Raw genomic sequence first — 23437 nt, forward strand, 5'->3', positions numbered from 1 at the left:
GAGCTGAGCGATGCGCAGGTCTACCAGGCAGCGGCTCGTCCGCTGGGTGATGTACGCGATCTTCGTGATCGCCGTCGTCCTCGTCATCGTCTCCGCGGACTGGGCCCGCCTCCAGCAGCAGTTCTTCGACCCGGCCCTCGCGGCCGAGCAGTTCCCGGAGATCATCACGATCGCGCTGAAGAACACCCTGCTGTTCACGGTGATCGCCTTCGCCGGCGGCCTCGTGCTCGGGGTGCTCATGGCGCTGATGAAGCTGTCCTCCATCGGCCCGTACCGCTGGTTCGCGACAGCGTACATCGAGCTGTTCCGTGGCCTGCCGGCACTGCTCACGATCTTCGCGTTCGCGTTCATCCTGCCGATCGCCTTCGGTGTCCGCCTGCCCGGCGGCGCTGTCGGCGCGGGCCTGCTCGGGCTTGTCGCGGTCGCCTCGGCGTACATGGCCGAGGTGATCCGGGCCGGCATCCAGGCCGTCCCCAAGGGGCAGACCGAGGCGGCGCGGACCCTCGGCATGTCTCCGGCGAAGACGATGCTCTGGGTGGTCCTCCCGCAGGGTTTCCGGATCACGATCCCGCCCATGACCAACGAGTTCGTCCTGCTGCTCAAGGACACCTCCCTGGTCTACATCGCCGGGTCGACGGTGATGACCAAGGAGCTGACGACGTTCGCCCGGGACAGTGCGACGACGAACGCCAACGGCACCACGCTGGTCATGGCGGCGATGCTGTACCTGCTGGTCACGGTTCCCCTGACCCGGCTGGTGGCCGTACTCGAGCGGAAGATGGCGAGGGCCCGATGAGTTCCGACCTGACCACCCGCGCCGCGGACACGCCCGCGCCGGGAACCCCCGCGATCGAGATCCGAGACCTGCACAAGAGCTTCGGCGACGTCGAGGTGCTCAAGGGCATCGACCTGGTGATCCGGCAGGGCGAGGTGGTGTGCGTCGTCGGACCGTCCGGGTCCGGCAAATCCACCCTGCTACGCTCGGTCAACCTGCTCGAGGAGCCGACCGGAGGCCAGATCCTCATCGAGGGCGTCGACATCCTCGACCCGGACGTCGACATCGACCGCGTCCGCACCCGCATCGGCATGGTGTTCCAACAGTTCAACCTGTTCCCGCACATGACCGTGCTGCGCAATCTCACCATCGCGCAGGAGAAGGTGCTGGGCCGCCGCACCACCGAGGCGCGGAAGGTCGCCCAGGAGATGCTCGATCGCGTCGGGCTGGGCGAGCGCGGGTCCGCCTACCCTTCGCACCTCTCCGGCGGTCAGCAGCAGCGTGTCGCCATCGCGCGATCGCTCTGCATGAACCCGGACATGATGCTCTTCGACGAGCCCACCTCGGCGCTCGACCCCGAGCTCGTCGGCGAGGTCCTGCAGGTGATGCAGGACCTCGCCAAAGAGGGCATGACGATGATGGTGGTCACCCACGAGATGGGCTTCGCCCGCGAGGTGGGCGACCGACTGCTGTTCATGGACGGCGGCGTGATCGTCGAGGAGGGGGTCCCGGCCGACGTACTGGCCCGTCCGCGCCACGAGCGGACGCAGGCGTTCCTGTCGAAGGTCCTGTGAGCCGGTCCGCCGTCAGCGGGCGGCTGCCGTCGCCCGCCCGGTCAGCGCCGCAGCCGTCTCGGTGACGACCTCCTCCCACGGCGTCGCCTCGACACCGAAGACGTCGGTGGTCTCGGCGGCGTCGAGGACGTACGGCCGGTCCCACTGGTACAGCAGCTCGCCGATCTCCCGCATCAGCGGCACGAACGGGTAGGTCATCCGCAGCAGCGGGCGCGGGACCCGGAGCATCCGCACCCGGCGAGCACCGGCTGCCGATGCGACGTCGGCGACCACCTCGCGCACGGTGCGGGTCGGCGGCGAGGGCACGTGCCACGCCTCGCCCCAGGCACGCTCGTCGACCGCGACGGCGGCGAGGGTCCGCGCGACGTCGGGGACGTAAGTGAAGGTGTGCCGCACATCCGGCGGCCCGAAGGTGAGCACCGGCCGGCCGCGGACCGCCTGACTGGCATAGAGCATCGCCATACTGTTCATCGGTTCGATCGCGCCGACGTAGTCCGACGCACGGACCTCCGTCACCCGCACGGAACCGGCACGCTGACGAGCCATCGCGTCGGCCCACATCCGGGCACGGAGCCGCCCCTTGTGATCGGTGGCGGCGAGCGGCAGGTCACGGGTGATCGGTCCGGGTACGGGCCCGTAGCCGTAGAGGTTCCCGGTGATCGCCAGCACCGCGCCGGTCGTCTCCGCAGCCTGGAGGATCGAGGCCGCCAGCGGCGGCCAGTGCTCCTCCCAGCTGGTGTAGGAGCGCGGGTTGGCGCAGTTGTACAGGGCGACGGCGCCGCGCGCCTGAGCGGTCAGGCTGGCCGGATCGGCGGCGTCCGCCTGCACCCGGGTGACCCCCGGGCGGTCCGGTCCCCGCCCGGAGCGGGTGACGACGCGAACGTCGTGCCCCTCGTCGGCGAGCAGATGGGCCAGGGCGGTCCCTACGGGACCGGCGCCGACGATGACGTGCAAAGACATGGGGACCTCCGAAGGAGTGGCGGATACACCGAGTGGCGAGAACGCTGTTCGTGTTCGTGATCAGCGTTTCACCCGGCGTCGTCCACGTCAAGAACACTGATCACGTTGCGTATCGGTGATCTGCTCATGTGGCACACTCGGCCGCATGCCTGGGATCCGCGAACGCGTCCGTGCCGAACTCGTCGCCGAGATCGTCGAGGTCGCCCGGCGGCATCTGGGCGAGCGGGGCGCCGCCGGGTTGTCGGTGCGCGCGGTGACCCGCGAGCTCGGCATGGCGCCGTCGGCGGTCTACCGGTACTTCCCGAACCGCGATGCGCTCCTGACGGCGCTCATCGTCTCCGCGTACGAGGGGCTCGGCGCGGCCGCGCGCGAGGCGGAGTCCGGTGTCGACCGTGAGGATCATCTAGGCCGCTGGCACGCCGTCTTCCGCGCGGTCCGCGCGTGGGCGCTGACCCATCGGCACGAGTACGCCCTCATCTACGGCACACCGGTACCCGGGTACGTGGCTCCGGAGGACACCGTCGGGCCGGCGGCCCAGGTGACGCTCCTCCTGGCCGGCATCGTGACCGACGCCGCCGTCGGGCCGGGACTGGCTGAGCACGAGTCCGTGCCGGTGCCGCAAACCCTGCAGTCCGACGTCGATGCTCGGATCGCCGACGTGGTCCGGACGATGGCGCCGGAGCAGACCGCATCGCTGCGCGCCCTTCGTCCCGACACGGTGCTCGGCGTCATCGACGCGTGGTCCGCCCTGTTCGGCGCCGTCAGCTTCGAGCTCTTCGGGCACTACCACCGGGTCATCGAGGCGCGCGAGGCCCACATCGAGCACCTCGCACGCACCACCGCCCGGACTGTCGGCCTCCCGGGCGCCTGACCCCCGCGCCCGCTCGACGTGCGGGACGGCCGTGGCGGGGTCACACTGACTGGTACCCGCGGGCGGGCATGAGCACAGCCGCCCGTTCCGACGAGAGGAGCCGGACACATGGGTATCGGCGCTGGAATCTTCCTCCTTGTGGTCGGCGCGATCCTCAGCTTCGCCGTCGCCGACCGTATCGAAGGGGTCGACCTCATCATGGTCGGCTACATCTGCATGGGCGCGGGCGTGCTCGCCCTGATCATCGCGCTGATCGTCAACGCGCAGCGTTCCCGCACCCGCCACACCGAACGCGTGGAGCGGCGAGCGGACCCCCGCGAGGACGTCTGAGGCCACGCTCCGCCACGACCTGCGGCGGTGGCGGCGGTGGGCCACCCCATGCCGATAGCGTGGTCCTCATGGGACTGTCCCGAGCCGTCAGCGCCGCCGAGGACGCGATCAACCGCCGCAGCGTCGTCTACCTGCGCCGGCGCGGCTGGCGCCCACGCATCATCGGCCTGACCGGCTACGGCTCGGTGCGCAGCCTGCACGTCCTCGGCCGGGTCATCATGGCGCACCCGCACGCCGAGGACGACGACGGCGAGAACGGCGACCAGGCGCCCGAGCGGCCCATCGGGCCGCTGGACGTCGCGGCGGAGGCCCAGCGTGGCTGGCGCTCGTTCTTCACGGCGCAGGTCGGCTTCCTGCCGGTCACGGTGCGGGCCGGTGGCCAGACGCTGCGCACGACGACGGACCGCGGCGGCTACATCGACGTCATGGTCCGTGACCACGGCCTCGAGCCCGGGTGGCACGAGGTCCAGATCGAGGCGGTCGCAGCGCAGCCGGTGACGGCCACGGTGCTCGTCGTCGACCCGAACGTGCGCACCGGCATCGTCTCCGACATCGACGACACGATCATGGTCACGATGCTGCCGCGCATGTTCATCGCGGCGTGGAACACCTTCGTGCGCCACACCAGCACCCGCAAGCCCGTCCCCGGCATGGCCCGGCTGTACCGGTCACTGCTCGAAGGCCACCGGGACGCACCGATCTTCTACCTCTCCACCGGCGCCTGGAACACCGCGCCGACGCTGCGCCGCTTCATGCGCACCCACGGCTACCCCGAGGGGCCGATGCTGCTGACGGACTGGGGGCCGACCCCGACCGGACTGTTCCGCTCCGGCATCGAGCACAAGCGGATCCAGCTGCGCAACCTCATCATCACCTTCCCGGAGATCCGGTGGATCCTCGTCGGTGACGACGGGCAGCATGACCCGGTGATCTACGACGAGTTGGCCCGGGAGCATCCGCGGCACATCGCGGCGATCGCGATCCGCCAGCTCTCCCCCACCGAGCAGGTCCTCGCGCACGGCACCCCGGAGGCCATCGAGCACCCGCCGGCGATGCGCAACGCCACGGCCGAGCACGGTGTGCCGACCGTCCAGGGGCGCGACGGCAACGCTCTGGCCACGCTCCTGCCCGAGGTGGTGGCCGAACGCCGGGAGGCGCTCAGCACACCCCGCTGACCCGGCGAGAACCGCAGAATTCTGCGGGAAAGGGTTGCCTTTCCTTCGTTGTGAGGGCGCCGCCACGAGCCTACATTTAACGGTATGGGCAGCCTCGCCATCGGCCGGTCCGGTCCTGCGGCGGCAGGGCCGACCTCCTCCGGCCCGGAGCGGCCCGCGCGGCGCGCCGGAGGGATCGAGCAGCGTCTCAACGCGCTCCGGGCCGGCGTGCTCGGGGCGAACGACGGCATCGTCTCGGTTGCCGCCGTCGTGGTCGGTGTCGCCGGGGCGACGACGCAGACCGGTCCGATCGCCACGGCGGGCCTGGCCGCGGCACTCGGCGGCGCCGTGTCCATGGCGCTGGGCGAGTACGTCTCGGTCAGCAGCCAGCGCGACAGCGAGCGGCACCTCATCGCCGTCCGGAAGCAGGCGCTGCGCGAGGACCCCGAGGGTCAGGTGCGCGAGCTCGCGGCGATGTACGAAGCCCGCGGCCTCTCCCCCGCGACCGCGCGTCAGGTGGCGGACGAGGAGACACGGACGGGTGCGTTGGCGGCCCATGTCCGGGCCCGGCACCACATCGATCTCGACGACGTCGCGAGCCCGTGGCACGCGGCCTTCGCCTCGTTCGGGTCGTTCGTCCTCGGGGCGCTGCTCCCGCTCGTCGCGATCCTCCTGCCGCCGGCACACGTCCGCGTGCCGGTGACGTTCGTGGCGACGCTGGTGGCGCTGGCACTGACCGGTGCGATCGCCGCCGGGATCGGAGGCGGCAGCCGGCGGCACGCCGCACTGCGCGTGGTGCTCGGCGGCGCGCTGGCGCTGGCGGTGACGTACGCCGCCGGTGTGCTGCTCGGCGTCAGCGGCGTCGTCTGATCCGCCGCGACGTCAGCGGATGGTCACGGCGCGGTCGAACCACGTCAGCACGACCTCGGACCCGAACGGCCACAGTCCCGACAGCGCCTTGACCGGATCGGTGGCCAGCGCCGTCGGGTCGACCGCGAAGGCCGGCGTGCCCGGGAGCTGGAAGCCGTGCGAGATCGGTTTGGCCGGTGCGTCCTCGGGCAGGCCGCCGAGTCGGCGGGCGAGGTCGAGACCGGCCTCCAATCCGCCGAGCTCGTCCACCAGGCCGACCTCGGCGGCGTCGCTCCCGCTCCAGATCCGGCCGCGCCCGAGGCTGTCGACGCGGTCCGGCTCCAGGCCACGGCCGGTGGCCACGCGGTCGACGAAGCGGCCGTAGACGTCGTTCATCATCTGCTCGGCCCAGGTGCGGTCGGCGTCGGAGAAGGGACGGTGAGGACTGGCGAAGAGTGCGCTCTCGCGCCCCACGGCCTCCGGCCGTAGGCCGTGGGCGTCGTCGAAGCCGCTCAGCACCGGTTTGCCGACGACGACGCCGATGCTGCCGGTGATCGTGTAGGGGTCGGCGACCACGCGGTCGGCCTGGGCGGCGACGTAGTAGCCGCCGGAGGCAGCGACCGGGCCCATCACGGCGACGACCGGCGTCGTCGCCCGGGCGACCGCCCGGCAGATCAGGTCGGAGGCGACGGCGGATCCGCCGGGCGAGTCGACGTACAGGACGATGGCCTTGACGTCCTCGTCCCGGTCCGCCTTCCGCAGGGCCGCCACGACGGTGTCCGAGCCGGCCTGCTGTCCGGGCGTGAACGGCAGCGTCGGCATCCCGCGCGATCGGCCGGTGACGATCGGCCCGACGACCGGGACGACGGCGACCTCGCCCTTGGCGTCCTTGCCACCACGGCCGCGCAGGCCGAGCCCGCGCTTGAGGCCGAACGTGCCCGGCAGAGCGAGCTCGAGTGCCCGCTGCCAGTCGCCGTCGACGACGGTGCAGATCTCGTCGTCGTAGGCGACGCGGGTGAGCAGTCCGGCGTCGAGCAGCTGGCGGGCGCTGACATGGTTCGCGTCCGGCACGCCGGCGGCGCCGCGAGGTTCGGCGACGTCGGCCGACCAGCGCGCTTCGGCGGATTCGAGGTAGGCGGTCAGCTGCTCGCGGTTCTTCTCGTCCATGCCGGACTCGGAGAACGGTGTCAGCGCCGCCTTGTACTCACCGATCCGCAGGTTTTCGAACGTGATCCCGTGCCGGTCGAGGAAGGCGCCGAAGAAGAGCTGCTCGGCGGCGAAACCGGGCAACTGGACCTCGGCCGACTCCGGGGCGAGGACTTCGTCCAGGCCGGCGGTCACGAGCAGAGACCGCATGCTGACCTGCGGCAGGTAACCGACCACGCGCTTGCGCGCCGACAGCCGGGCGAGGGAGTGTCCGATCGTGTGCGCGGTGGCGAGGTCGCCCTCGAAGCGGCCGACGCGCACCAGGACGCCGCGCACCCACTCGGCCTCCCCCAGGCGGCGCAACCGGTCTGTCAGGCCCTCGAGGGAGTCGGCCTGGCGCAGCAGCGTCTGGATCGGATCGGCGGAGCGGTAGGCGTGGTAGGGCCCGTGCAGATCGAGCACCACCCAGTCCGGGCGCGTGGAGTCCTTGTCGACGGCGAGGCGGAACCTGTCGAGGAGTTTCATCCTTCGAGCGTAGAGGCGGTCCGGGGGTGGCACGCAGTGATGTGCCGGAGAGGATCCGGGTTCCCCTCCGGCACATCAACGTCGGCCGGGCGCAGCTGGCGCCCGGCCCGGTCATCGGGTCAGCCGAGCATGTCCCGGCACTGCGCGTAGGCCGGGTGGTGGGCGTAGCGGTTACCCGGCTGAGCCTGGCCCAGGGTCTGCTGCAGCGTGCAGTAGGCGGGCTTGCGCTCGAGGTCCTCGGTCCACGGGGTTGCCGAGCCCTGGCCCTCGAAGGTGTGCGGGACCCAGGAGTAGAGATCGCTCGCGCCCCACAACGTGAACGACTCGCAGCTCGGCGCCTCCAGGCACGAGGTGAGCACGAACTCGTAGAACTCGTTCTGCTCGGCCACCTGCTCCGGGGTCGGGGCGCCGTCAGCGGGCAGCTCCATCCGCACGTCGAGCTCGGTGATGGCCGTGGTGAGGCCGAGGTCGCCGAACCGCTCGATGTTCTGCGGAAGGCTCGTGTCGTAGCCGTACATCGTCCCGAGGTGGGCCTGCATCCCCATGCCGTGGATCGGGACGTCGTCGGCGAGCAGGTCCTGGACGAGCGCGTAGTAGGCGTCGGCCTTCGCGTTGAGCCCCTCGACGTTGTAGTCGTTGAGGAACAGCTCGGCCTCCGGGTCGGCCTCGTGGGCCCAGCGGAACGCGTCGGCGATGATGCCGGGGCCGAGCTCGCGGATCCAGATGTTCTCCTCCGTCCGAAGGTTGCCCGAGTCGTCGAAGATCTCGTTGGCGACCTCCCACTGGTCGATCTGGCCGGCGTAACGCCCCACGACCGTCGTGATGTGCTCCCGGAGGATCTCGCGCAGCTCGGCGGCGGTGTAGTCCCCCTCCTCGAGCCACGCCGGGTTCTGGCTGTGCCAGACCAGCGTGTGACCACGGACGTCCTGGCCGTTCTCCTCGGCGAAGGCGACGATGTCGTCGGCGGCCTCGAAGTCGTAGACATCCGGCTCGGGGTGGATGTAGTCCCACTTCATCTGGTTCTCGGGCGTCAGCGAGGTGAACTCACTGGCGAGCAGGTCGCGGTAGGCCTCGTCCTCGGAGAACGGCGGCGGATAGTCCTGGTCGAGATGGTGCCCGCCGCCTGCGACGGCGCCTCCGATCTCGAGGCCCTCGGGCGCCAGCCAGGCGAGGCTGTCCTGCTTCGCCAGCCCAGGCGGGAGATCCTGTCCCGGTGGCGCGGCGGCCGCCGGTGCGCCGACGGCCAGGGCGCCGACCGCCAGACCGACCGCGCAGAGCAGTCGCGTTCCCGTTGTCGTCCTCATGTCGCGTTCCTTCCGTGCCCGAGGTCCTTCTCGGGCGGTCCGGGGACGCCGGTCCGCCTGTCGGCGGGCTCCGTCGCCCGATTGTCCGATGCCGCAACAAATACGACCGTATGGAGCCGATCTGGGCCGGGCAAGACCGGTGCGTCCGGAACAATTTCGCAGCGGCTCGGCGCGGACAGCGGTGCCGGCGCGCGGGTGAGCGGGAGACTGCCGTCATGCCGACCGGTCGTGAACGGGTGCGAGGGATCCGCGTCCCGGTTCCCGTGCTGGTGGCCGTGCTGGTCACCGCAGCCGCCGCCGTGTGGGCGTCGTGGACCGAGGCCGAGTACTACAGCGCACGATCCGTGCCCGGCTCGTGGCAGTACCCCATCCAGGCCGCACTCGGACTGCCGTATGCGGTGGCGGGCGGCCTCGTCCTGCGCCGCCGGCCGCGGGACGCGGTCGGGTGGACGCTGCTGGCGGTGGGGCTGACGATGCAGCTCGCTCGGGCGGAGACGGCGCAGGCCCTCGGACGTGGGGCGGCCGGCGGTGACTCGTGGGCCGACCGGCCGCTCGGACTGCCGCTGACGGCGCTCGCCGTCGCCACGGTGCTGTGCGCGATCGGCCTGATCCCAGTCCTCACCGCCGGCGCCGCGCGTCCGGGGCGGGTGCGGCTCGGCCGCGGCGCCATGCTGGTCCTGGTCACGGGCGCACTACTGCTGACCGCCAGCGTGGTGGATACGGCGATCCGGGGCGCCGGCGCACTCGAGCTGGCTGGGACGCCCGCGGCACGGCCGGCGTGGATGGTGTGGGTACCGCTGGTGCTTTACCTCGCCGGGGCGGTGACCTGCTGGGCGGTGCTGGTCGCCGCGATGCGCGGTTCCGCACGCCGTCCCGTGGCGCTCGTCCTGCTGGCAGGCGCGGTGGTTCTGGTGACCTCCGCGCTCTCGGGCGGTCTCATCCGGATGCTCGGACTCACACTCGCGCCGTTCCTGGTGATGCTCGCCCGGACCAGGACGCCGCCGCGAGCGAACGGCTGAGAGCGGCGCGTCGCCGTGGCGATGTCGGCACTCCGCGCAACCATGGTGCGGACGGCACAGGCACGAACCAGGCAAGCCACCCGCGGAAAGGAGTTGGCATGGCGATCACCGCGGCGGAGATCGAGTCCGACGTCGACCCGTACGCGGACCTCACGGTGTGGTGCACGGAGGTCGGCGGTCCGGCCGAGGTACTCGACGGGTTCTGCGCGACGTGCGGCGCACACGATCACGAGGTCTTCTGACGGACTCGCCGCGGCGCCGCAGATCCGGGCGCCGAAGGTCTCAGGCGCTGTAGCTGCCGACGAAGTAGGCCGGCCAGTACCAGTACTCCGGCCAGACCTCGAGCGTGAGGTCGCCCGGTTCGGTGACCTCGTAGCCGACGGAGAAGGTCGTCTCCTCGCCCGGCGGGAGGGTCGTGTCAGGCGGCCCGGTCAGGCCCGCCTCGGGGTCGAGGTACTCGTCGGAGGCGTTGCTGCTTCCGCTGTACATGGAGACCAGCACGGCGGCATTGACGTCCTGCGAGGTGCCGTTGATGATCGTCACGTCGAAGACGACGACCTCGCTGTCCGGGGCGTCGCTCGACGGCGGCGGGGTCGTCGACTCACCGGAGTCCGGGACGCGGTCCGGCGCGTCACTCTGTCCCTCGCCGGACCCGTCCTCAGTCCCGTCGGGATCACCGGTGCCGTCGGTGTCCTCAGTGCCGTCCTCGTCCGTCGGCGAGGGCGATGTCGACGTGTTCGTGGTGGTGAAGCCGGACGGTTCCGCGCTCCCCAGGCCGCGCGGTGCGGAGACGGTGACGGCGAGGCCGTTGTCCCACTGGTACGTGCTCCCGAACCCGACGGGGTTGTCCGGGCCGGTGATCTCCTCGTCCTCCACGGAGCCGCTGCTTCCGCCGCCGTCGTCCTCCTCCGTGGGCCCGTCGATGCTCGGGTCCTCGGGGGTCGGCTCCTGGTTCGACGGCGGTTCGGTTCTCGGCGGGTCCTGCGGCGAGTCGTCGTCGGTCGGTTCATCGGTCGGCAGCGGGTCGCGCGTTCCCGACGGCTCATCCGGGTCGCCGCTCTCGTCCGAGGGTTCTTCCGTCGACGGGTCTTCGGTGGTGGGGTCCTCGGTGCCGCCGCTGGGGCCGTCGTCGTCGGGCTGCGCGGTCGGCGACTCCGAGGACGGCGGCGCGTCCGTGGACGGGCCGGCCCCGTCCTCCGGGTCGGTCCTGCAGGCGGCGAGGAGCATGGTGGCCGAGACCGCGAGGGCGACGGCGCCGGCCAGGCTCCGGGCTGAGCGCATGCCACGAGAGTACGGGGCGTTCCCGCCCGATTTCACTAGGTCATGTGTCACAGAACGGTCGCAGCGGCCGTCACATCGTCATGCCGCCGTCGATGACCAGGACCGATCCGGTCATGAACGCCGCCTCGGACGAGGCCGCATAGGCGACGGCGCCGGCGATCTCCTCCGGCGTGCCCAGCCGGCCCATCGGCTGACGACCGACGAACTGCGCCTCCATGGCAGCCGGATCGGGCGCCTGGTCGATCTTCGCCTGCAACGCCGGGGTCAACGTCGTACCGGGGCAGACGCAGTTCACCCGAACCCCCTCACCGACATGGTCCGTGGCCATCGACTTCGTCAGGGCCACCACCGCTCCCTTCGAGGCGGCATAGACCGCGCGGTCCACGTGCCCCTTCAACGCCGCCACCGACCCGACGTTGACGATCACCCCACCCGTCTCGCGCAGGGCCGGGAGCGCGGCGCGGGCCATGAGGACGGTGCCCTTGACGTTGACGGTGAGCATGGCGTCGATGTCCGCCTCGCTCGTCGTCTCCACGGTGCCCGGTGCGGCGAGGCCGGCGTTGTTCACCAGGACGTCCAGGCGGCCGAAGCTGGTCAGCGCCGTCCGCACCGCAGCCCGCGCGGTGGCCGAGTCACCGACGTCACCGGTCGCGAGAACGGCGCGGCCGCCGCCGGCGGTGATGCGCTCGACCGTCTCGCGGCCGCGTCCCGACCGGTCCGTGGCACCCACGACGACGGACGCGCCGCGGCGTGCGAACAGTTCCGCGGCCGCTCGCCCGATGCCGGCTCCGGCGCCGGTGACGAGCACGGCCCTTCCGGTGAAGTCCACATCTCCCCCTGCGGGTCAGTAGATGAGTTCGGGCAGCCACGTCGTCGTCTCCGGCACGAGAATGACGACGACGATGAGGGTGACCAGCGCGAGCCACAGGTAGACGGACTGGCGCAGGTAGGTGGGCACGTCGGTGCGGAACATCTGGCAGACGACGAGCATGACGATGCCGATCGGCGGCGTGAGCAGCCCGAGGGTGAGCGTGAGCACCATGACGATCCCGAAGTGGATCGGGTCCAGGCCGGCCATCTCCGCGACCGGCACCAGCATGGTGGTCAGCAGCAGGATGAGCACCGTCGAGTCCATGAACATCCCGGCCACCAGCAGCGCGATGACGAGGATGAGCAGCACGAGCGTGGGGTTCTCGGAGATGCCCAGCAGGGCGTCCATGATGGTCTGCGGCACGCGATCCCAGGTCAGCGCGTAGCCCCATCCGCCGGAGAGTGCGATGAGCAGCATGATCATGCCGACGTCGGTCACGGTGTTGCTCAGTGCCCGGCTGAGCCGGGCCCAACTGAGCTCCCGGTAGAAGAGCACCCCGACAACGAGGGCATAGGCCACGGCGAACGCACCGGCCTCGGACGGGGTGAAGAACCCGAACCGGAGGCCCAGGATCAGGATGACGGGGAAGAGCAGCGCCCAGGTGGAGCGCAGCCCGGCCCGCAGCACGTGCGCGACCGACGCCCGCTCGGCGCGTTCACGCGGGTATCCGTAGCGACGTGCCGTGAGGGCGACCGCCACCATGAGCAGGACGGTCATCAGCACACCGGGGACGATGCCCGCGACGAACAGCCGGCCGATGGAGACCTCGCCGAGCGTCCCGTACAGGATCAGGCCCGTGCCGGGCGGCACCATGGTGGTGATGATCGCCGAGGTGCCGATGACACCGGCGGCGAAGCCGGGCGCATAGCTCCGTTCCCGCATCGCAGGGCCGAGGACCCGGCCGAACATCGTGGCGTCGCCGATGGCCGAGCTGGTGACACCGCCCATCATGAACGAGGACACCACGCTCACGTGGCCGAGTCCTGCGCGCATGTGCCCGGTGAGCGCGGAGGCGAAGTCCAGCAGCCGTCGGGTCAGCCCCGTCTCGTTGAGGCAGTTCCCCGCGAAGATGAACAGCGGGATCGCGAGGATGGCGAAGTTCTGTGTCTGGGTGACAGCCACCTGCGCCGGGATCGAGATGTCCAGGTTCTGCGTGAGGAAGAACAGGAAGCCGGAGATGCCGATCGCGAACGCCACCGGCATACCGAGGGCGACCAGCACGAGGAAGACGACGAGGACCAGCGTCACGACCGGCCCTCCCCGCCGTGGCGCAGCGTGCGGAGCTGGTCCGCCAGCTTGTGCGCTGTCGTGTACAGCATGAGGGCGCAGCCGACCGGCACCGCGATGGTGACCCAGGTGTAGCTCAGCGCCGGAATGCCGTCGAAGCTGCGGTCCGCGGCGTCGATGGCGAGCGTGTATCCGGTGATGACGACGGCGATGAGGAAGAGTCCGATGAGCACCGTGTTCAGCGCCGCGACCGCCGCCTGCACCCGGACCGGGAGCCGCTCGACCACGGCGCCGATGCTGACCATCCGGTTCCGCCGCCAGGTCACGTCGGCCCCGACGAACACCGCCCAGGCGAAGGTGAACGTGGCGAGGTCGACGGTCCAGTTCATCGGACTGCCGATGGTGCGGGCGACGGCGGAGGTCAGCACGAGCACGGTCATCGCCACGATGCAGAGCTGGGCGAAGCGGAGCTCGACGCGGCCGAGCCAGTGGTAGAACCGGCTGCCGGCCTGTTCGGCCGGTTCCTCGTGGTCGTCGGCCGGCTGCGGCCTACCGTCGTCGTCCGGATGGCCGGCGTCCTCGGGCCGGTCGGTCATCCCTTGCCGATCTCCTGCCAGATCTGGTCCCGGACCTCGGTGAGCCCGAGGCGCTCGTAGGCGGCGTCTCCGGCCTCGCGGAAGGCCTCGACGTCCGGGTCCTCGTTGATCGTCATGCCGGCGTCGGCCAGCTCCTGGCGGATGTCCGCGACCTGATCCTCCATGGTCTGCGAGGTCTCCATGCCGGCGCGGTCGGCCTCTTCGACCAGCGCCTGCTGGTAGTCCTGCGGCAACGAGTCGAACCACTCGGCGCTGACGACCTCGAAGTTGATGAGCAGGATGTGACCGGTCTCCGTCGCGTGGTCGGTGACCTCCTGCAGACTGCCCGCCGGGATGTTGGCGTAGACCAGCTCTGCGCCGTCGATCGCTCCCTGCTGCAGCCCCGAGTAGACCTCACCGAAGTCCATGGCGACCGGCTCGGCGCCAAGTGCGCGGACGGACTCCTGCCAGATCGGTGCGCCGGGCGTCCGGATCCGCAGTCCGTTCAGGTCCTCGGGGGTGTTGATCTCGCGGTTGGTGAAGAAGTGGCGGTGGGTCTGCACCCAGTTGAAGGAGATGACCTTCAAGCCTTCCTCCTCGAGCGCCTCGAGGTGAGTCTGCAACGTCTCGCTGTCGGCGAGTGACTCGACCTCCTCGAGGTTGTCGACGAAGTACGGGCCGTTGACGACGGCGAGCTCCTCGACGTACTGACCCAGCCGTGCGGCGTCGGTGTTCTGACCGATGTTCGCTCCGCCCTGGATCTGCTCGATGATGTCCTCCTCCACGCCGAGTTCGGCGGCGGGGTAGACCTCGATCGTCAGGCCGCCGTCGGTGCGCTCCTCGACCGCCTGCGCCCAGTTCTCGAAGCCCTCGTGGAACGGCTCGCTCTCGGCCAGCACGTGATTGAACCGCAGGGTGTACTCGTCCCCACCTCCCGGTCCCCCGTTCCCACATGCGGCGACGAGGGTCGCCGCCCCGATCGTGCCGATAGATAGCACCATTCGTGACCTGCGGCGCTGCATGATCAGTAGCCCTTTCTGGATGCCTGGCGCGCGCGTGCGACCTGCGAGATGGCGGGAGCTAGCCATTTAGCACCCGCGTAGCTGTCGAAGCACGCGCGCGGTCGACGTGACGGTCGTCTGTGGCCACACATCGTGCCATTGCCACCACCGGCACACAAGTATTCCCATTTGGGTTACGGCAGGACGAACTCCGCACGCACGCGCGCGACGAGGAGCCGGGAGTAGATCTCCGCAGCCTCGGGCATGTGCTCCTCGATGGCGCGGGCCGTGGTCCGGTGGTGGTCGAGGACCTCGGCGACGGGCACATCCGGCGACAGGCCGAGTCGCGTGCGACCCACCATCACCGCCTTGACCACCTGGTCGAGGGCGGCCAGCATCTCGTTCCCGCTGGCGCGGAGCATCGTCTGATGGAACTCGACGTCCGTGCGCAGATACTCCTCGCTCTGCCCCAGTCCCCGCTCCCCCAGAGTGTGCAGCCGATCGGCCAGTTCGACGAGGTGGCGGCGCTCGGCGCCGGAGGCGTGGACCGCCGCCGACCGTGCGGCCGTGGGCTCCACGGCGACCCGCAGGTCGAGCAGGGAACGCAGCTGTGCGTCGCGCCCAGGGCCGGCCAGGCGCCACTCGATCACCTGAGGGCTGAGCACGTTCCAACGCGAGGCGTCCGCGACGATCAGGCCGACCCGACGACGCGCCTCGACCATCCCGAGCGATTCGAGCAGCCGCATCGCCTCCCGGGCGACGGTGCGCGAGACGCCGAACTCCTTCTCGAGCCCGGCCAGGTTGACCACGCTCCCGGCCGGCAGCTCACCGCCGGCCACCCGGCGCCCCAGGGTGTCGGCGACGCGATGGTGCAGCGGGCTCGCCGGCATCGTTGCTCCTCCTGGCCGGATCGTCGGGACTCGCCGGGACTCTACGCCGTCGTCATGCGCTGCCATCATCGAACCCATGGACCCAGACCTGACCGAGGGGGGCACCGCGAGCGCCCCTGGTGCCGAGGCGCCGAGCCGGGTGGACCAGTGGCAGTCCCGGACCGAGTGGCCGCTCGCCGGCGCCGCCCTCCTCTTCCTCGCCGCCTACGCGCTGCCGATCATGGAGCCGGGTATCCCAGCGTGGTTGGGCAACGTCTGCACCGTGGTGGCGGGCCTGGTGTGGGTGCTCTTCGCGGTCGACTACGCAGTGCGGGTCCATCTGGCCGAGCGCCGGCGCGAGTACGTGCGCAAGCACCTCTTCGACTTGGCGATCATCGTGCTGCCGCTGCTGCGGCCGCTGCAGCTCCTGCGCCTGGTGACTCTGCTGACGATCCTCAACCGCGCGGGCTCGCACCAACTGCGCGGCCGGGTGGTCACCTACCTCGCCGGCGGGACGATCCTGCTCGTGCTGTGCGGCGGACTGGCGATCACCGACGCGGAACGCGGGCATCCGGAGGCGACCATCCAGTCCGTCGGGGACGGGCTGTGGTGGGCCGTGGTGACGATGACGACGGTCGGTTACGGAGACGCCTATCCGGTGACGGGCACCGGCCGGGCGATCGCCGTCGCCCTCATGTTCGGCGGGATCGCCCTGCTCGGTGTGGTGACGGCGACCTTCGCCTCCTGGCTGGTGGAGAAGGTCTCCGAGCTGACCGACGAGGACCAGGCGGCGACGCGCAAGCAGGTGGACGCACTCGCCGCCGAGGTGCGCGCGCTGCGCGAGGAGCTGCGGTCGGCGCGCAGCGACTGACGCCGGCCGGCCGTCAGATCCGCCCACGCACCGGTGTGCGCTCGGCCGTGTCGCCGTCATCGGGCATGGTCATCTCCGCGCGCACGCCCAGCAGACGCACCTCTCGGTCCGGGGCGAGGCGGCGGGTCAGGGCGAGCACGGCGTCGAGGACATCGGCGCGTTCGGCCGTCGGTGCCGGAAGCTTCTTCCCGATCGTCCGCGTCTCGAACGGGGCGTACCGGACCTTGAGATGGACGCGGAAGACCGGGCGGCCCTCCGCGGCCGTGTCGTCGAGCACCTGGTCGGTCAGGGCGCGGACCGCGCGGTCGACCTCCTCCGGCGTGGTGAGGTTCTGCTGGTACGTGGTCTCCCGGCTGTGGCTGCGGGCGACCCAGGGCGTGTCGTCGACGACGGCGGGGCCGCGACCGTGCGCGAGGTCCCGGTACCACTGGCCCATCCGCGGCCCGAACTCGGCCACGAGGTCCGCGACCGGGGCCGCGGCAAGCTCGGTGACAGTAGTGATCCCGCGCGCCGCAAGCCGCTTGGACACCTTGGATCCGACGCCCCACAACGCCCGCGTGGGGCGCGCCGCCATGACCTCGAACCAGTTGTCCTCGGTGAGCACGAAGACGCCACGCGGCTTGCCGAAGTCGGTGGCCATCTTCGCCCGCACCTTGTTGTCGCCGACGCCGATCGAGCAGTGCAGCCGCGTCCGGTCGAGCACGTGGGCCTGGACGTCCCGAGCGAGCTCCTCCGGTTCGGCGGTGGACACACCCAGGAACGCCTCATCCCAGCCGAGGATCTCGACGACAGCGCCCTCGATCTCCCGCAACGCCGTCATCACCTCGTCACTGGCGCGCTCGTAGACAGCGAAGTCGACCGGCAGGAAGACGGCGTCCTCCGGCGCCTTGCGAGCCGCGATGCGCAGCGGCATACCGGAGCGGATTCCGTACTCCCTCGCCTCGTAGGACGCGGTGGAGACGACGGCCCGCTCGCTGGGGTCACCGCGGCCACCGACGATGACCGGCCGTCCCGCCAGCTCGGGACGGCGCAGCACCTCGACGGCGGCGAGGAACTGGTCGAGGTCCACGTGCAGCACCCAGGCACGAGCGGCCGCGCTCATAGCCGAAGTCTCGCGGGTTCGGGCCGACCTGTCATGCGTCTGATCCGGAACTTGACGATAACGATTATCACTACGTACGGTTCAGGCTCACCGCGCGGTGCGTCCGATCCGTCCCCTCCCCGAGGAGTTCATCGCTCATGTCCCTGCTCAGCCGGCGTCCCGCCCTTGCGGTCGGGTCTCTCGCCGTCGCTCTCACCCTTGCCGCGTGCGGCAGCCCAGAATCCGGTTCCGACGACGCCGAGGAGGCGGGCGCGGGCACCGAGAACGCGGCCGACGAATCCGCGGGTGAAGAGTCGGGTGAAGAGTCCGGCGGCGAGGAGGTCGAAGTCGCCACGCTCGACCCGCGCATCGTCCTGACGTACGACGGCGGCGTCATGACCCTGGACACCGGGAACGGTGAGGTGGTCGACGACGTCGAGCTCGAGGGGTACCTGCGTGTCAACCAGGCCGGAGACGGTCGGCACGTGCTGGTGACCACCCCGGACGGGTTCCAGGCGTACGACTCGGGACTGTCCGCCGTCGCGCACGGAGACCACTACCACTACTACGAGTCCGATCCATCGCTGACGAACCTCGTCTTCCCGGCCGACCACGCCGGCCACGTCGTCACGCACGACGGCGTCACCGCGCTGTTCGCCGACGGCACCGGCGAGGTCACCTTCTTCGATCCGGCCGACCTCGCGGAAGGGGAGGCCACCGACGCCGGCGATCTCATCGCCGACACGTGGACGGCACCAGAGGCGCACCACGGCGTGGCGGTGCCGCTGCACGATCGGCTCGTCGTCACCGACGGCAACGAGGACTCCCGCTCGGGCGTCCGCATGCTCGACGCCGACCGTGAGGAGGTCACCGCCACCGACGACTGCCCCGGCGTGCACGGCGAGGCCGCGGCGGCCGACGACCGGGTGGTCTTCGGCTGTGAGAACGGTCCGGTGGTCCTCGACGGCGAGGAGTTCGTCAAGGTGCCGGTGCAGGACGAGTACGCCCGCAGCGGCAATCTCTTCGGCACCCCGGACTCCCCCATCGTGCTCGGGGACTACAAGGTCGACGCGGACGCCGAGCTGGAGCGTCCGGAGCGGATCGCCCTGATCGACAGCGGTGACGCGTCGCTCGAACTGGTCGATCTCGGCGCGAGCTACTCGTTCCGCTCCCTGGCCCGCGGCCCGGAGGGCGAGGCTCTTGTCCTGACCACCGACGGCGCGCTGCGCGTGATCGACGAGGAGACCGGCGAGGAGACCGCCTCCATCCCGGTCGTCGAGGAGTGGGAGGAGCCGGTGGAGTGGCAGGAGGCTCGCCCGGCCGTCCGGGTCGCCGACTCCATCGCCTACGTCACCGAGCCGGCGACCGACCAGGTCCACGCCGTCGACCTCAGCGCCGGCGAGGTGGTGCAGAGCTACGACCTCCCACACACGCCTGACGAGCTCGCCGTGAGCACCGGGTTCCCGCCCGAGGAGCACGGTGAGGACGGCGGCCACGAGGGGCACGACCACGGCGAGGAGGGTCACGAGGGGCACGACCACGGCGAGGAAGACCACGCCGAGGAGGACCACGACCACTGATCCGGACGGTCGAGACCTGAGGACCTGACGCTCCATCGAGCCCCCGGTTGCGCTGCACAGAGCACACCGGGGGCTCGATCGCGTCGTGCGGGACTCTTCCGGGCGGCGCGGCCCGCGGGCATCACCCGAACAGCACCGCTGGCCCGTCGAGCTGGCCGAGCCACGCACTGGCCCCGATCACCGCCGCCACGACGGCGGCGGCCGTGGCCACCATCAGCCAGTCGGCCCGCGTCACCCGCACCGGCCGCCAGGTGGATCGCGGGCTGAGGCCGAGGCCGCGGGCCTCCAGCGCCTGCGCCATCCGTTCGCCCTTGCGCACCGAGACCACGAGCAGCGCGAAGACCACCCCGGCCAGGTGCCGCGGGCCGCGTGGGACAGGGGCACCGCGGTTGCCGGGGTCTTCGCGGTGGCCGGGGACCCGTGCGCCACGACCTTCGCCCGTTCGGACGGCGTGCGCCGCCCGGATGGTCGCCCACTCACGGGGCATCTCCTGCAGCATGCGATAACCGGCCAGGACGGCGTACGTCAGGCGCGGGCCGAGGCGGACGTTCTGGTGCAGGCTCGTCATGAGGGCGACGCCGTCGGTGGAGAGCAGGAACCCGACGGCGAGCACGCCGATGAGCAACGTGCGGATCGCGAGCGCGGCGCCGATCTCGAGACCCTCGGCCGTCACGCGCAGCGGTCCGGCCTGCCACAGCACCGTCCCGGGGCGGGTCAGCACGTTCACCACGAGGATGCCGACGGCGAAAAGCGCGAACGGGATGTGCGCCAGCGCCAGGGTCCGCGCGGGCGCCCGGACCGATGCGGCCACGGCCGCCAGCGCGAGGACGTAGAGCACGGCGGGCGTGACCGGGTCCAGCAGGAAGACCGCCACCAGGGAGACCGCGGTCAGCAGGCCGAGCTTGACGGCCGGGTTGCGACGCGCCAGCGGTGAGTCGACGTGGATCGAGGTGGCACCTGTCTCGGCGCTCATCGCCGCACCGAAGGCGTCATCGGCTGCTCTCGGCGGGGCACCGCATCGTCGAGTCGGGTCAACACGGTCCTGAGTCGATGCGGGTGGTGGCTGACCAGCCAGGACACCAGCGCCGGGAGCCGCAGGCCGGCGCGGGCAAGGGCCGTCTCATCGCCGAGGACCTCGGCCGTGGTGCCGTCGGCGAGCAGGCCGCCGGGCCCGAGGAGGACGACGCGGGTCGCAAGCCCGGCGACTGTTCGCAGGTCGTGACTGACCAGGACGACGGCGCCGCCGCTGCCGGCGACCTCGCGGAGCGTGGCCGCGGTGGCGATCGTGTCGCGGCGGTCGAGGCCGAGCGTGGGCTCGTCGGCGAGCAGGACCGGGCGGTCGTGCGCGAGCATGGCGGCCAGGCTCAGGCGCCGTTTCTCCCCGCCGGAGAGGCGGAAGGGGTTCTGGTCCGCCAGGTGGGTGAGGCGGTGCCGGCGCAGCTGGCGCTCGACGATCCGGTCCGTGTCCTCGTCGGTGCCGGTCGTCAGCCCGTGCGCGATCTCGCCACGCACGGTGTTCGCGACGAACTGGTGCTCGGCGTTCTGGAACACCATGCCGGGCCGTGGCCCGTCGACCGTGCCCGACCGTGGCGGCAGGAGGCCGGCGAGCGTGAGCAGCAGCGTCGACTTCCCGACGCCGTTCGCGCCGAGGATCGCGACCACCTCACGGGCGTGCACCTCGAGGTCGACCCCGGTGAGCAGCGCCGGCGGCCGGGGATCCTTCCGGCGTCGTCGCGGCGACGGACGTGCGACGGCGAGGTCCCGGGCGGCCAGCAGCGGCACGCCAGGCGCTCCCGCTGAAGCGTCGCCATGCGCTCCCGCTGGAGCGCGGTTCGCCCCGTGCGGTGACACGTCAGGTCCTGCACAGGATTGACGAGTCGGCACATCATTGACGAGTCGCGGACCGGGGGAGGTCACCAGCGAGTCCAGGTAGGCGACGTTCTCGGGGTGGGCGAGCCCGCCGTCGGCACCGGTCAGCGCCTGCAGCTCGGCGTCCAGCGGTAGCCAGCATCCCGCGGCGTGCAGGTCCCTCGCACAGTCGCGCAGCACAACGTCGGTCGGCCCGTCGGCGATGACCCGTCCGGTCTCGTCGAGCGCCAGCGCGCGGCCGGGCAGACCCGTGGTGCCCGCGCCCCCGGCCCATTCGTCCAGCCGGTGCTCGACCAGCATCACGGCCGGCCGGTAGGTCTCCACAGCCCGGCCGAGTGCCTCGCGGACTGCCGCGACGCCGTCGGGATCGAGCATCGAGGTCGGTTCGTCCAGCAGTAGGACGTCCGGTTCGGTGACCAGTGCGGCCGCGAGCGCGACACGCTGGGACTCCCCGCCGGAGAGGGCTGCGGTGGCGCGCGTGCGCAGGTGCGCGGCGCCGGCCGCCTGGAGCGCCGCGCCGATCCGCCCGTCGATCGCCGCCGGCTCGACCGCGTGGTTCTCCAACGGCAGGGCGAGCTCCTGCTCGACCACGGGCAGGCACACGGACGAGGAGGGGTCCTGGGCGACCATGCCCAGGTGCCGGGAGCGTTCGACCACGGTGGTCTCCTCCGTCGTCGTCCCGGCCACGGTCACCTCGCCGGCGAGCTCAGCGTGGACGGTGTGCGGAACGACCCCGGTGATCGTGTGCACCAGCGTGGACTTGCCGGAACCCGACGCACCGAGAATCACCACCTGCTCGCCCGGGCTGAGCCGCAGGGTGAGGTCGGTCAGGACCGGCTCGTCCCGCCGCGGGAAGGAGACCGTGACGCCGACCAGGTCGACGACGTCAGGCGGTGGCGTGGTCCTCATGACCGCGCGGCGGCGCGCCCGATGGCGAAGTTGTCGACGACGCCGGTCCGGGCCAGCGCGTCGACGATCACCTTGGCGAGCAGGCCGCCGAGGACGACGCCGGAGACGCACTGCATCACCAGTCGCAGGGCGAAGATGTCCTGCCCGTACCACCCGGAGCGGAACGCGGTGAAGAAGAAGACCAGGCCCGCGCCGAGGAGGCCGGAGAGGGCGAAGACGCCCCAGCCGTAGCGCCGGTAGCGGGTCAGAGCGAAGGCGAGTTCGCTGCCGAAGCCCTGGATCGCCGCAGAGATGATGAGCGTGGGCCCGACGGGCGAGCCGAGGAAGACCACCTCGATCACCGAGGCGAGGATCTCGGCGGCGATGCCGGCACCGGGGCGCCGGATGATCGCGATCGCGATCGGGGCGACGAGCAACCAGCCACCGAGCAGGAGATGCTGGGAGAGATCGCCAGCGGGCCCCATGAGGACCGCCAGACCGTTCCAGGCCTGGACGAGCACCCAGTAGACGAACCCGAAGACGACGCCGAGGACGACCATGAGCACGAGGTCGCGCATGGTCCAGGCCGGACGCCGGGACAGACGCGGGCCGGAGGTGTCGGTGCGCATCGCCGTCAGCCCTCCGCCTGCGAGGGCGAGCCCACCGAGATCGTCAGGTGCGTGACCACGTGCGGGACGTGTGCGCCGACTTGCGACCAGGCGTCGACCGCCGTCGCGACCACCTCGGAGACGTCACCGGTGAGCTTGGTCGCGTAGTGGTTCGGGCTCGCGCCGGTCCCTCGCCGGTGCGCCGCGGCGATGGCCTCCTCGATGTGGGTCATGTGGTCGTCCGGGTCGCCACCGTCGAGCAGCGGGTACAGCGACCACTGTGCAGCGGCCGCGATGCCGGTCGCTTCGAGCTCGACGGGCGCCGGGTCCGGCAGGCCGGTCACGGACAGGTCACACGCCAGCTCGCCGGGGCAGCCCCGCGAGAACAGCGCGTGCGCCACCACGTGCCCGCCGCCGGACCGGCGCGAGGCGGCGGCGAGGACGGCGGTCAGGTAGTCCGCGAGTCGCTGCTCGGCCGGCGCCTCTTGCGCACCGACATAGGTGCTGACCTCATCGGTCTCCAGGACGAGGCCGTGGGCCAACCCGGCCTCCTCGACGTCGGCCAGCGCACCGAGGATGACGTCGACGAAGGCATCGGTGTGCGGATGGATGCTGAACCTCATGCCGATCCCGAGCTCGGCCGGGGTAGCTCCCGGCCGGCGGCCACGGGTGGTCGACACGCTCGAGGACCGGTCCGACGGCGCGGTCGGTTCGGTCGGTGGCGTCGCGTCAGTCTGTGTGGTCATCACGGTCCCTCTTCTCGGGCCCGCGGGTACGTCGAGACTCGCCGTCGCAGGCGACGGCGGGTGCCCTGCTCCCTACGCCGGTGCGAACCGGATCAGGTGTACGGGTCTGCGGACGTTCCGCACTCTCAGCGCCTTCTCGGCGCTCCCCGGGGGTCACGTCGAACTTAGCCACACGGCAGGCGACTGTCCACACGGCTCGGATCCCGGACCGGCGCACCGATGACTGACCCACCGCTCGGACGT

At 71.2% G+C, this 23437-nt stretch carries 24 protein-coding genes and 1 riboswitch; of the genes, 10 read left to right on the plus strand and 14 right to left on the minus strand.

Going from position 1 to position 23437, the window contains the following annotated elements:
• Positions 1–10 precede the first annotated feature (10 nt).
• The gene (locus tag ACFSE6_RS07615; RefSeq protein WP_388004494.1) at positions 11–796 is read left to right on the plus strand and encodes an amino acid ABC transporter permease; all 786 of its coding nucleotides are present in this window, start codon (positions 11–13) and stop codon (positions 794–796) included.
• On the plus strand, positions 793–1569 hold the full coding sequence (locus ACFSE6_RS07620) for an amino acid ABC transporter ATP-binding protein (RefSeq protein ID WP_388004497.1): 777 nt from the start codon (positions 793–795) through the stop codon (positions 1567–1569). Before ACFSE6_RS07615 ends, ACFSE6_RS07620 begins: the two co-directional genes overlap by 4 nt.
• Before the next feature lie 12 nt (positions 1570–1581).
• On the opposite strand, the gene ACFSE6_RS07625 is transcribed toward ACFSE6_RS07620, so the two are convergent.
• Complete coding sequence (locus ACFSE6_RS07625; protein WP_388004500.1) at positions 1582–2529, minus strand: NAD-dependent epimerase/dehydratase family protein; 948 nt, start codon at positions 2527–2529, stop codon at positions 1582–1584.
• Positions 2530–2674: 145 nt separating this feature from the next.
• On the opposite strand from ACFSE6_RS07625, the gene ACFSE6_RS07630 reads away from it, so the two are divergent.
• The 4 genes from ACFSE6_RS07630 to ACFSE6_RS07645 all read left to right on the plus strand — a co-directional run bounded on the left by ACFSE6_RS07630 (position 2675) and on the right by ACFSE6_RS07645 (position 5754).
• Positions 2675–3400 carry a TetR/AcrR family transcriptional regulator gene (locus tag ACFSE6_RS07630; protein WP_388004503.1) on the plus strand — a complete coding sequence of 242 codons (726 nt, stop codon included), beginning with the start codon at positions 2675–2677 and terminating at the stop codon, positions 3398–3400.
• Positions 3401–3508: 108 nt separating this feature from the next.
• Positions 3509–3730, plus strand: coding sequence for a DUF6458 family protein (locus ACFSE6_RS07635; protein ID WP_388004506.1), 222 nt, complete (start codon positions 3509–3511; stop codon positions 3728–3730).
• A 68-nt stretch (positions 3731–3798) separates the two neighbouring features.
• Positions 3799–4905, plus strand: a complete 1107-nt coding sequence (locus ACFSE6_RS07640; RefSeq protein WP_388004509.1) for an App1 family protein — start codon at positions 3799–3801, stop codon at positions 4903–4905.
• 84 nt (positions 4906–4989) lie between these two features.
• Positions 4990–5754, plus strand: coding sequence for a VIT1/CCC1 transporter family protein (locus ACFSE6_RS07645; protein WP_388004512.1), 765 nt, complete (start codon positions 4990–4992; stop codon positions 5752–5754).
• A gap of 12 nt (positions 5755–5766) precedes the next feature.
• Here ACFSE6_RS07645 and ACFSE6_RS07650 read toward each other — a convergent pair whose 3' ends face one another.
• Together ACFSE6_RS07650 and ACFSE6_RS07655 are read right to left on the minus strand one after the other, a co-directional pair.
• A complete protein-coding gene (locus ACFSE6_RS07650) occupies positions 5767–7404 on the minus strand; it encodes a S49 family peptidase (RefSeq protein WP_388004515.1) in 1638 nt (545 codons plus the stop codon).
• 119 nt (positions 7405–7523) lie between these two features.
• Positions 7524–8708, minus strand: a complete 1185-nt coding sequence (locus ACFSE6_RS07655; RefSeq protein ID WP_388004518.1) for an endo-1,4-beta-xylanase — start codon at positions 8706–8708, stop codon at positions 7524–7526.
• A 215-nt stretch (positions 8709–8923) separates the two neighbouring features.
• Between ACFSE6_RS07655 and ACFSE6_RS07660 the strand changes: the two genes are divergently transcribed.
• Together ACFSE6_RS07660 and ACFSE6_RS07665 are read left to right on the plus strand one after the other, a co-directional pair.
• A complete protein-coding gene (locus ACFSE6_RS07660; RefSeq protein WP_388004521.1) occupies positions 8924–9727 on the plus strand; it encodes a hypothetical protein in 804 nt (267 codons plus the stop codon).
• A 98-nt stretch (positions 9728–9825) separates the two neighbouring features.
• Positions 9826–9969 carry a hypothetical protein gene (locus tag ACFSE6_RS07665; RefSeq protein WP_388004524.1) on the plus strand — a complete coding sequence of 48 codons (144 nt, stop codon included), beginning with the start codon at positions 9826–9828 and terminating at the stop codon, positions 9967–9969.
• A 40-nt stretch (positions 9970–10009) separates the two neighbouring features.
• Here the strand turns inward: ACFSE6_RS07665 and ACFSE6_RS07670 are convergent, their stop codons facing one another.
• The 6 genes from ACFSE6_RS07670 to ACFSE6_RS07695 all read right to left on the minus strand — a co-directional run bounded on the left by ACFSE6_RS07670 (position 10010) and on the right by ACFSE6_RS07695 (position 15572).
• A complete protein-coding gene (locus ACFSE6_RS07670) occupies positions 10010–11008 on the minus strand; it encodes a hypothetical protein (protein WP_388004527.1) in 999 nt (332 codons plus the stop codon).
• 70 nt (positions 11009–11078) lie between these two features.
• On the minus strand, positions 11079–11837 hold the full coding sequence (locus ACFSE6_RS07675) for an SDR family NAD(P)-dependent oxidoreductase (RefSeq protein ID WP_388004530.1): 759 nt from the start codon (positions 11835–11837) through the stop codon (positions 11079–11081).
• 15 nt (positions 11838–11852) lie between these two features.
• The gene (locus ACFSE6_RS07680) at positions 11853–13127 is read right to left on the minus strand and encodes a TRAP transporter large permease (RefSeq protein WP_388004533.1); all 1275 of its coding nucleotides are present in this window, start codon (positions 13125–13127) and stop codon (positions 11853–11855) included.
• Positions 13124–13702 carry a TRAP transporter small permease gene (locus ACFSE6_RS07685; RefSeq protein ID WP_388004536.1) on the minus strand — a complete coding sequence of 193 codons (579 nt, stop codon included), beginning with the start codon at positions 13700–13702 and terminating at the stop codon, positions 13124–13126. The genes ACFSE6_RS07680 and ACFSE6_RS07685 overlap by 4 nt, the downstream gene beginning before the upstream one ends.
• Positions 13699–14682 carry a C4-dicarboxylate TRAP transporter substrate-binding protein gene (locus tag ACFSE6_RS07690; protein ID WP_388004539.1) on the minus strand — a complete coding sequence of 328 codons (984 nt, stop codon included), beginning with the start codon at positions 14680–14682 and terminating at the stop codon, positions 13699–13701. The genes ACFSE6_RS07685 and ACFSE6_RS07690 overlap by 4 nt, the downstream gene beginning before the upstream one ends.
• Before the next feature lie 194 nt (positions 14683–14876).
• On the minus strand, positions 14877–15572 hold the full coding sequence (locus tag ACFSE6_RS07695; protein WP_388004542.1) for a FadR/GntR family transcriptional regulator: 696 nt from the start codon (positions 15570–15572) through the stop codon (positions 14877–14879).
• 76 nt (positions 15573–15648) lie between these two features.
• On the opposite strand from ACFSE6_RS07695, the gene ACFSE6_RS07700 reads away from it, so the two are divergent.
• Complete coding sequence (locus ACFSE6_RS07700; RefSeq protein ID WP_388004545.1) at positions 15649–16422, plus strand: potassium channel family protein; 774 nt, start codon at positions 15649–15651, stop codon at positions 16420–16422.
• 13 nt (positions 16423–16435) lie between these two features.
• Here ACFSE6_RS07700 and ACFSE6_RS07705 read toward each other — a convergent pair whose 3' ends face one another.
• Positions 16436–17524, minus strand: coding sequence for a DNA polymerase IV (locus ACFSE6_RS07705; protein ID WP_388004548.1), 1089 nt, complete (start codon positions 17522–17524; stop codon positions 16436–16438).
• Between the two features lie 137 nt (positions 17525–17661).
• Between ACFSE6_RS07705 and aztD the strand changes: the two genes are divergently transcribed.
• Positions 17662–19083 carry a zinc metallochaperone AztD gene (gene aztD, locus ACFSE6_RS07710; RefSeq protein ID WP_388004551.1) on the plus strand — a complete coding sequence of 474 codons (1422 nt, stop codon included), beginning with the start codon at positions 17662–17664 and terminating at the stop codon, positions 19081–19083.
• 121 nt (positions 19084–19204) lie between these two features.
• Here aztD and ACFSE6_RS07715 read toward each other — a convergent pair whose 3' ends face one another.
• Genes ACFSE6_RS07715 through ACFSE6_RS07730 form a run of 4 tightly spaced genes read right to left on the minus strand, consistent with a single transcriptional unit; the run spans position 19205 to position 23194 of the window.
• A complete protein-coding gene (locus tag ACFSE6_RS07715; RefSeq protein WP_388004554.1) occupies positions 19205–20056 on the minus strand; it encodes an energy-coupling factor transporter transmembrane component T family protein in 852 nt (283 codons plus the stop codon).
• Positions 20053–21861 (minus strand): ABC transporter ATP-binding protein, encoded by a 1809-nt coding sequence (locus ACFSE6_RS07720; protein WP_388004557.1) that lies wholly within the window; start codon positions 21859–21861, stop codon positions 20053–20055. The genes ACFSE6_RS07715 and ACFSE6_RS07720 overlap by 4 nt, the downstream gene beginning before the upstream one ends.
• Complete coding sequence (locus ACFSE6_RS07725) at positions 21858–22469, minus strand: ECF transporter S component (RefSeq protein ID WP_388004560.1); 612 nt, start codon at positions 22467–22469, stop codon at positions 21858–21860. The genes ACFSE6_RS07720 and ACFSE6_RS07725 overlap by 4 nt, the downstream gene beginning before the upstream one ends.
• 5 nt (positions 22470–22474) lie before the next feature.
• Positions 22475–23194 carry a YkoF family thiamine/hydroxymethylpyrimidine-binding protein gene (locus tag ACFSE6_RS07730; protein WP_388004563.1) on the minus strand — a complete coding sequence of 240 codons (720 nt, stop codon included), beginning with the start codon at positions 23192–23194 and terminating at the stop codon, positions 22475–22477.
• Positions 23195–23244: 50 nt separating this feature from the next.
• Positions 23245–23353: riboswitch (TPP riboswitch) on the minus strand.
• Positions 23354–23437 lie beyond the last annotated feature (84 nt).

Source organism: Georgenia deserti, from assembly GCF_042680605.1.
Lineage (GTDB): Bacteria > Actinomycetota > Actinomycetes > Actinomycetales > Actinomycetaceae > Allobogoriella > Allobogoriella deserti.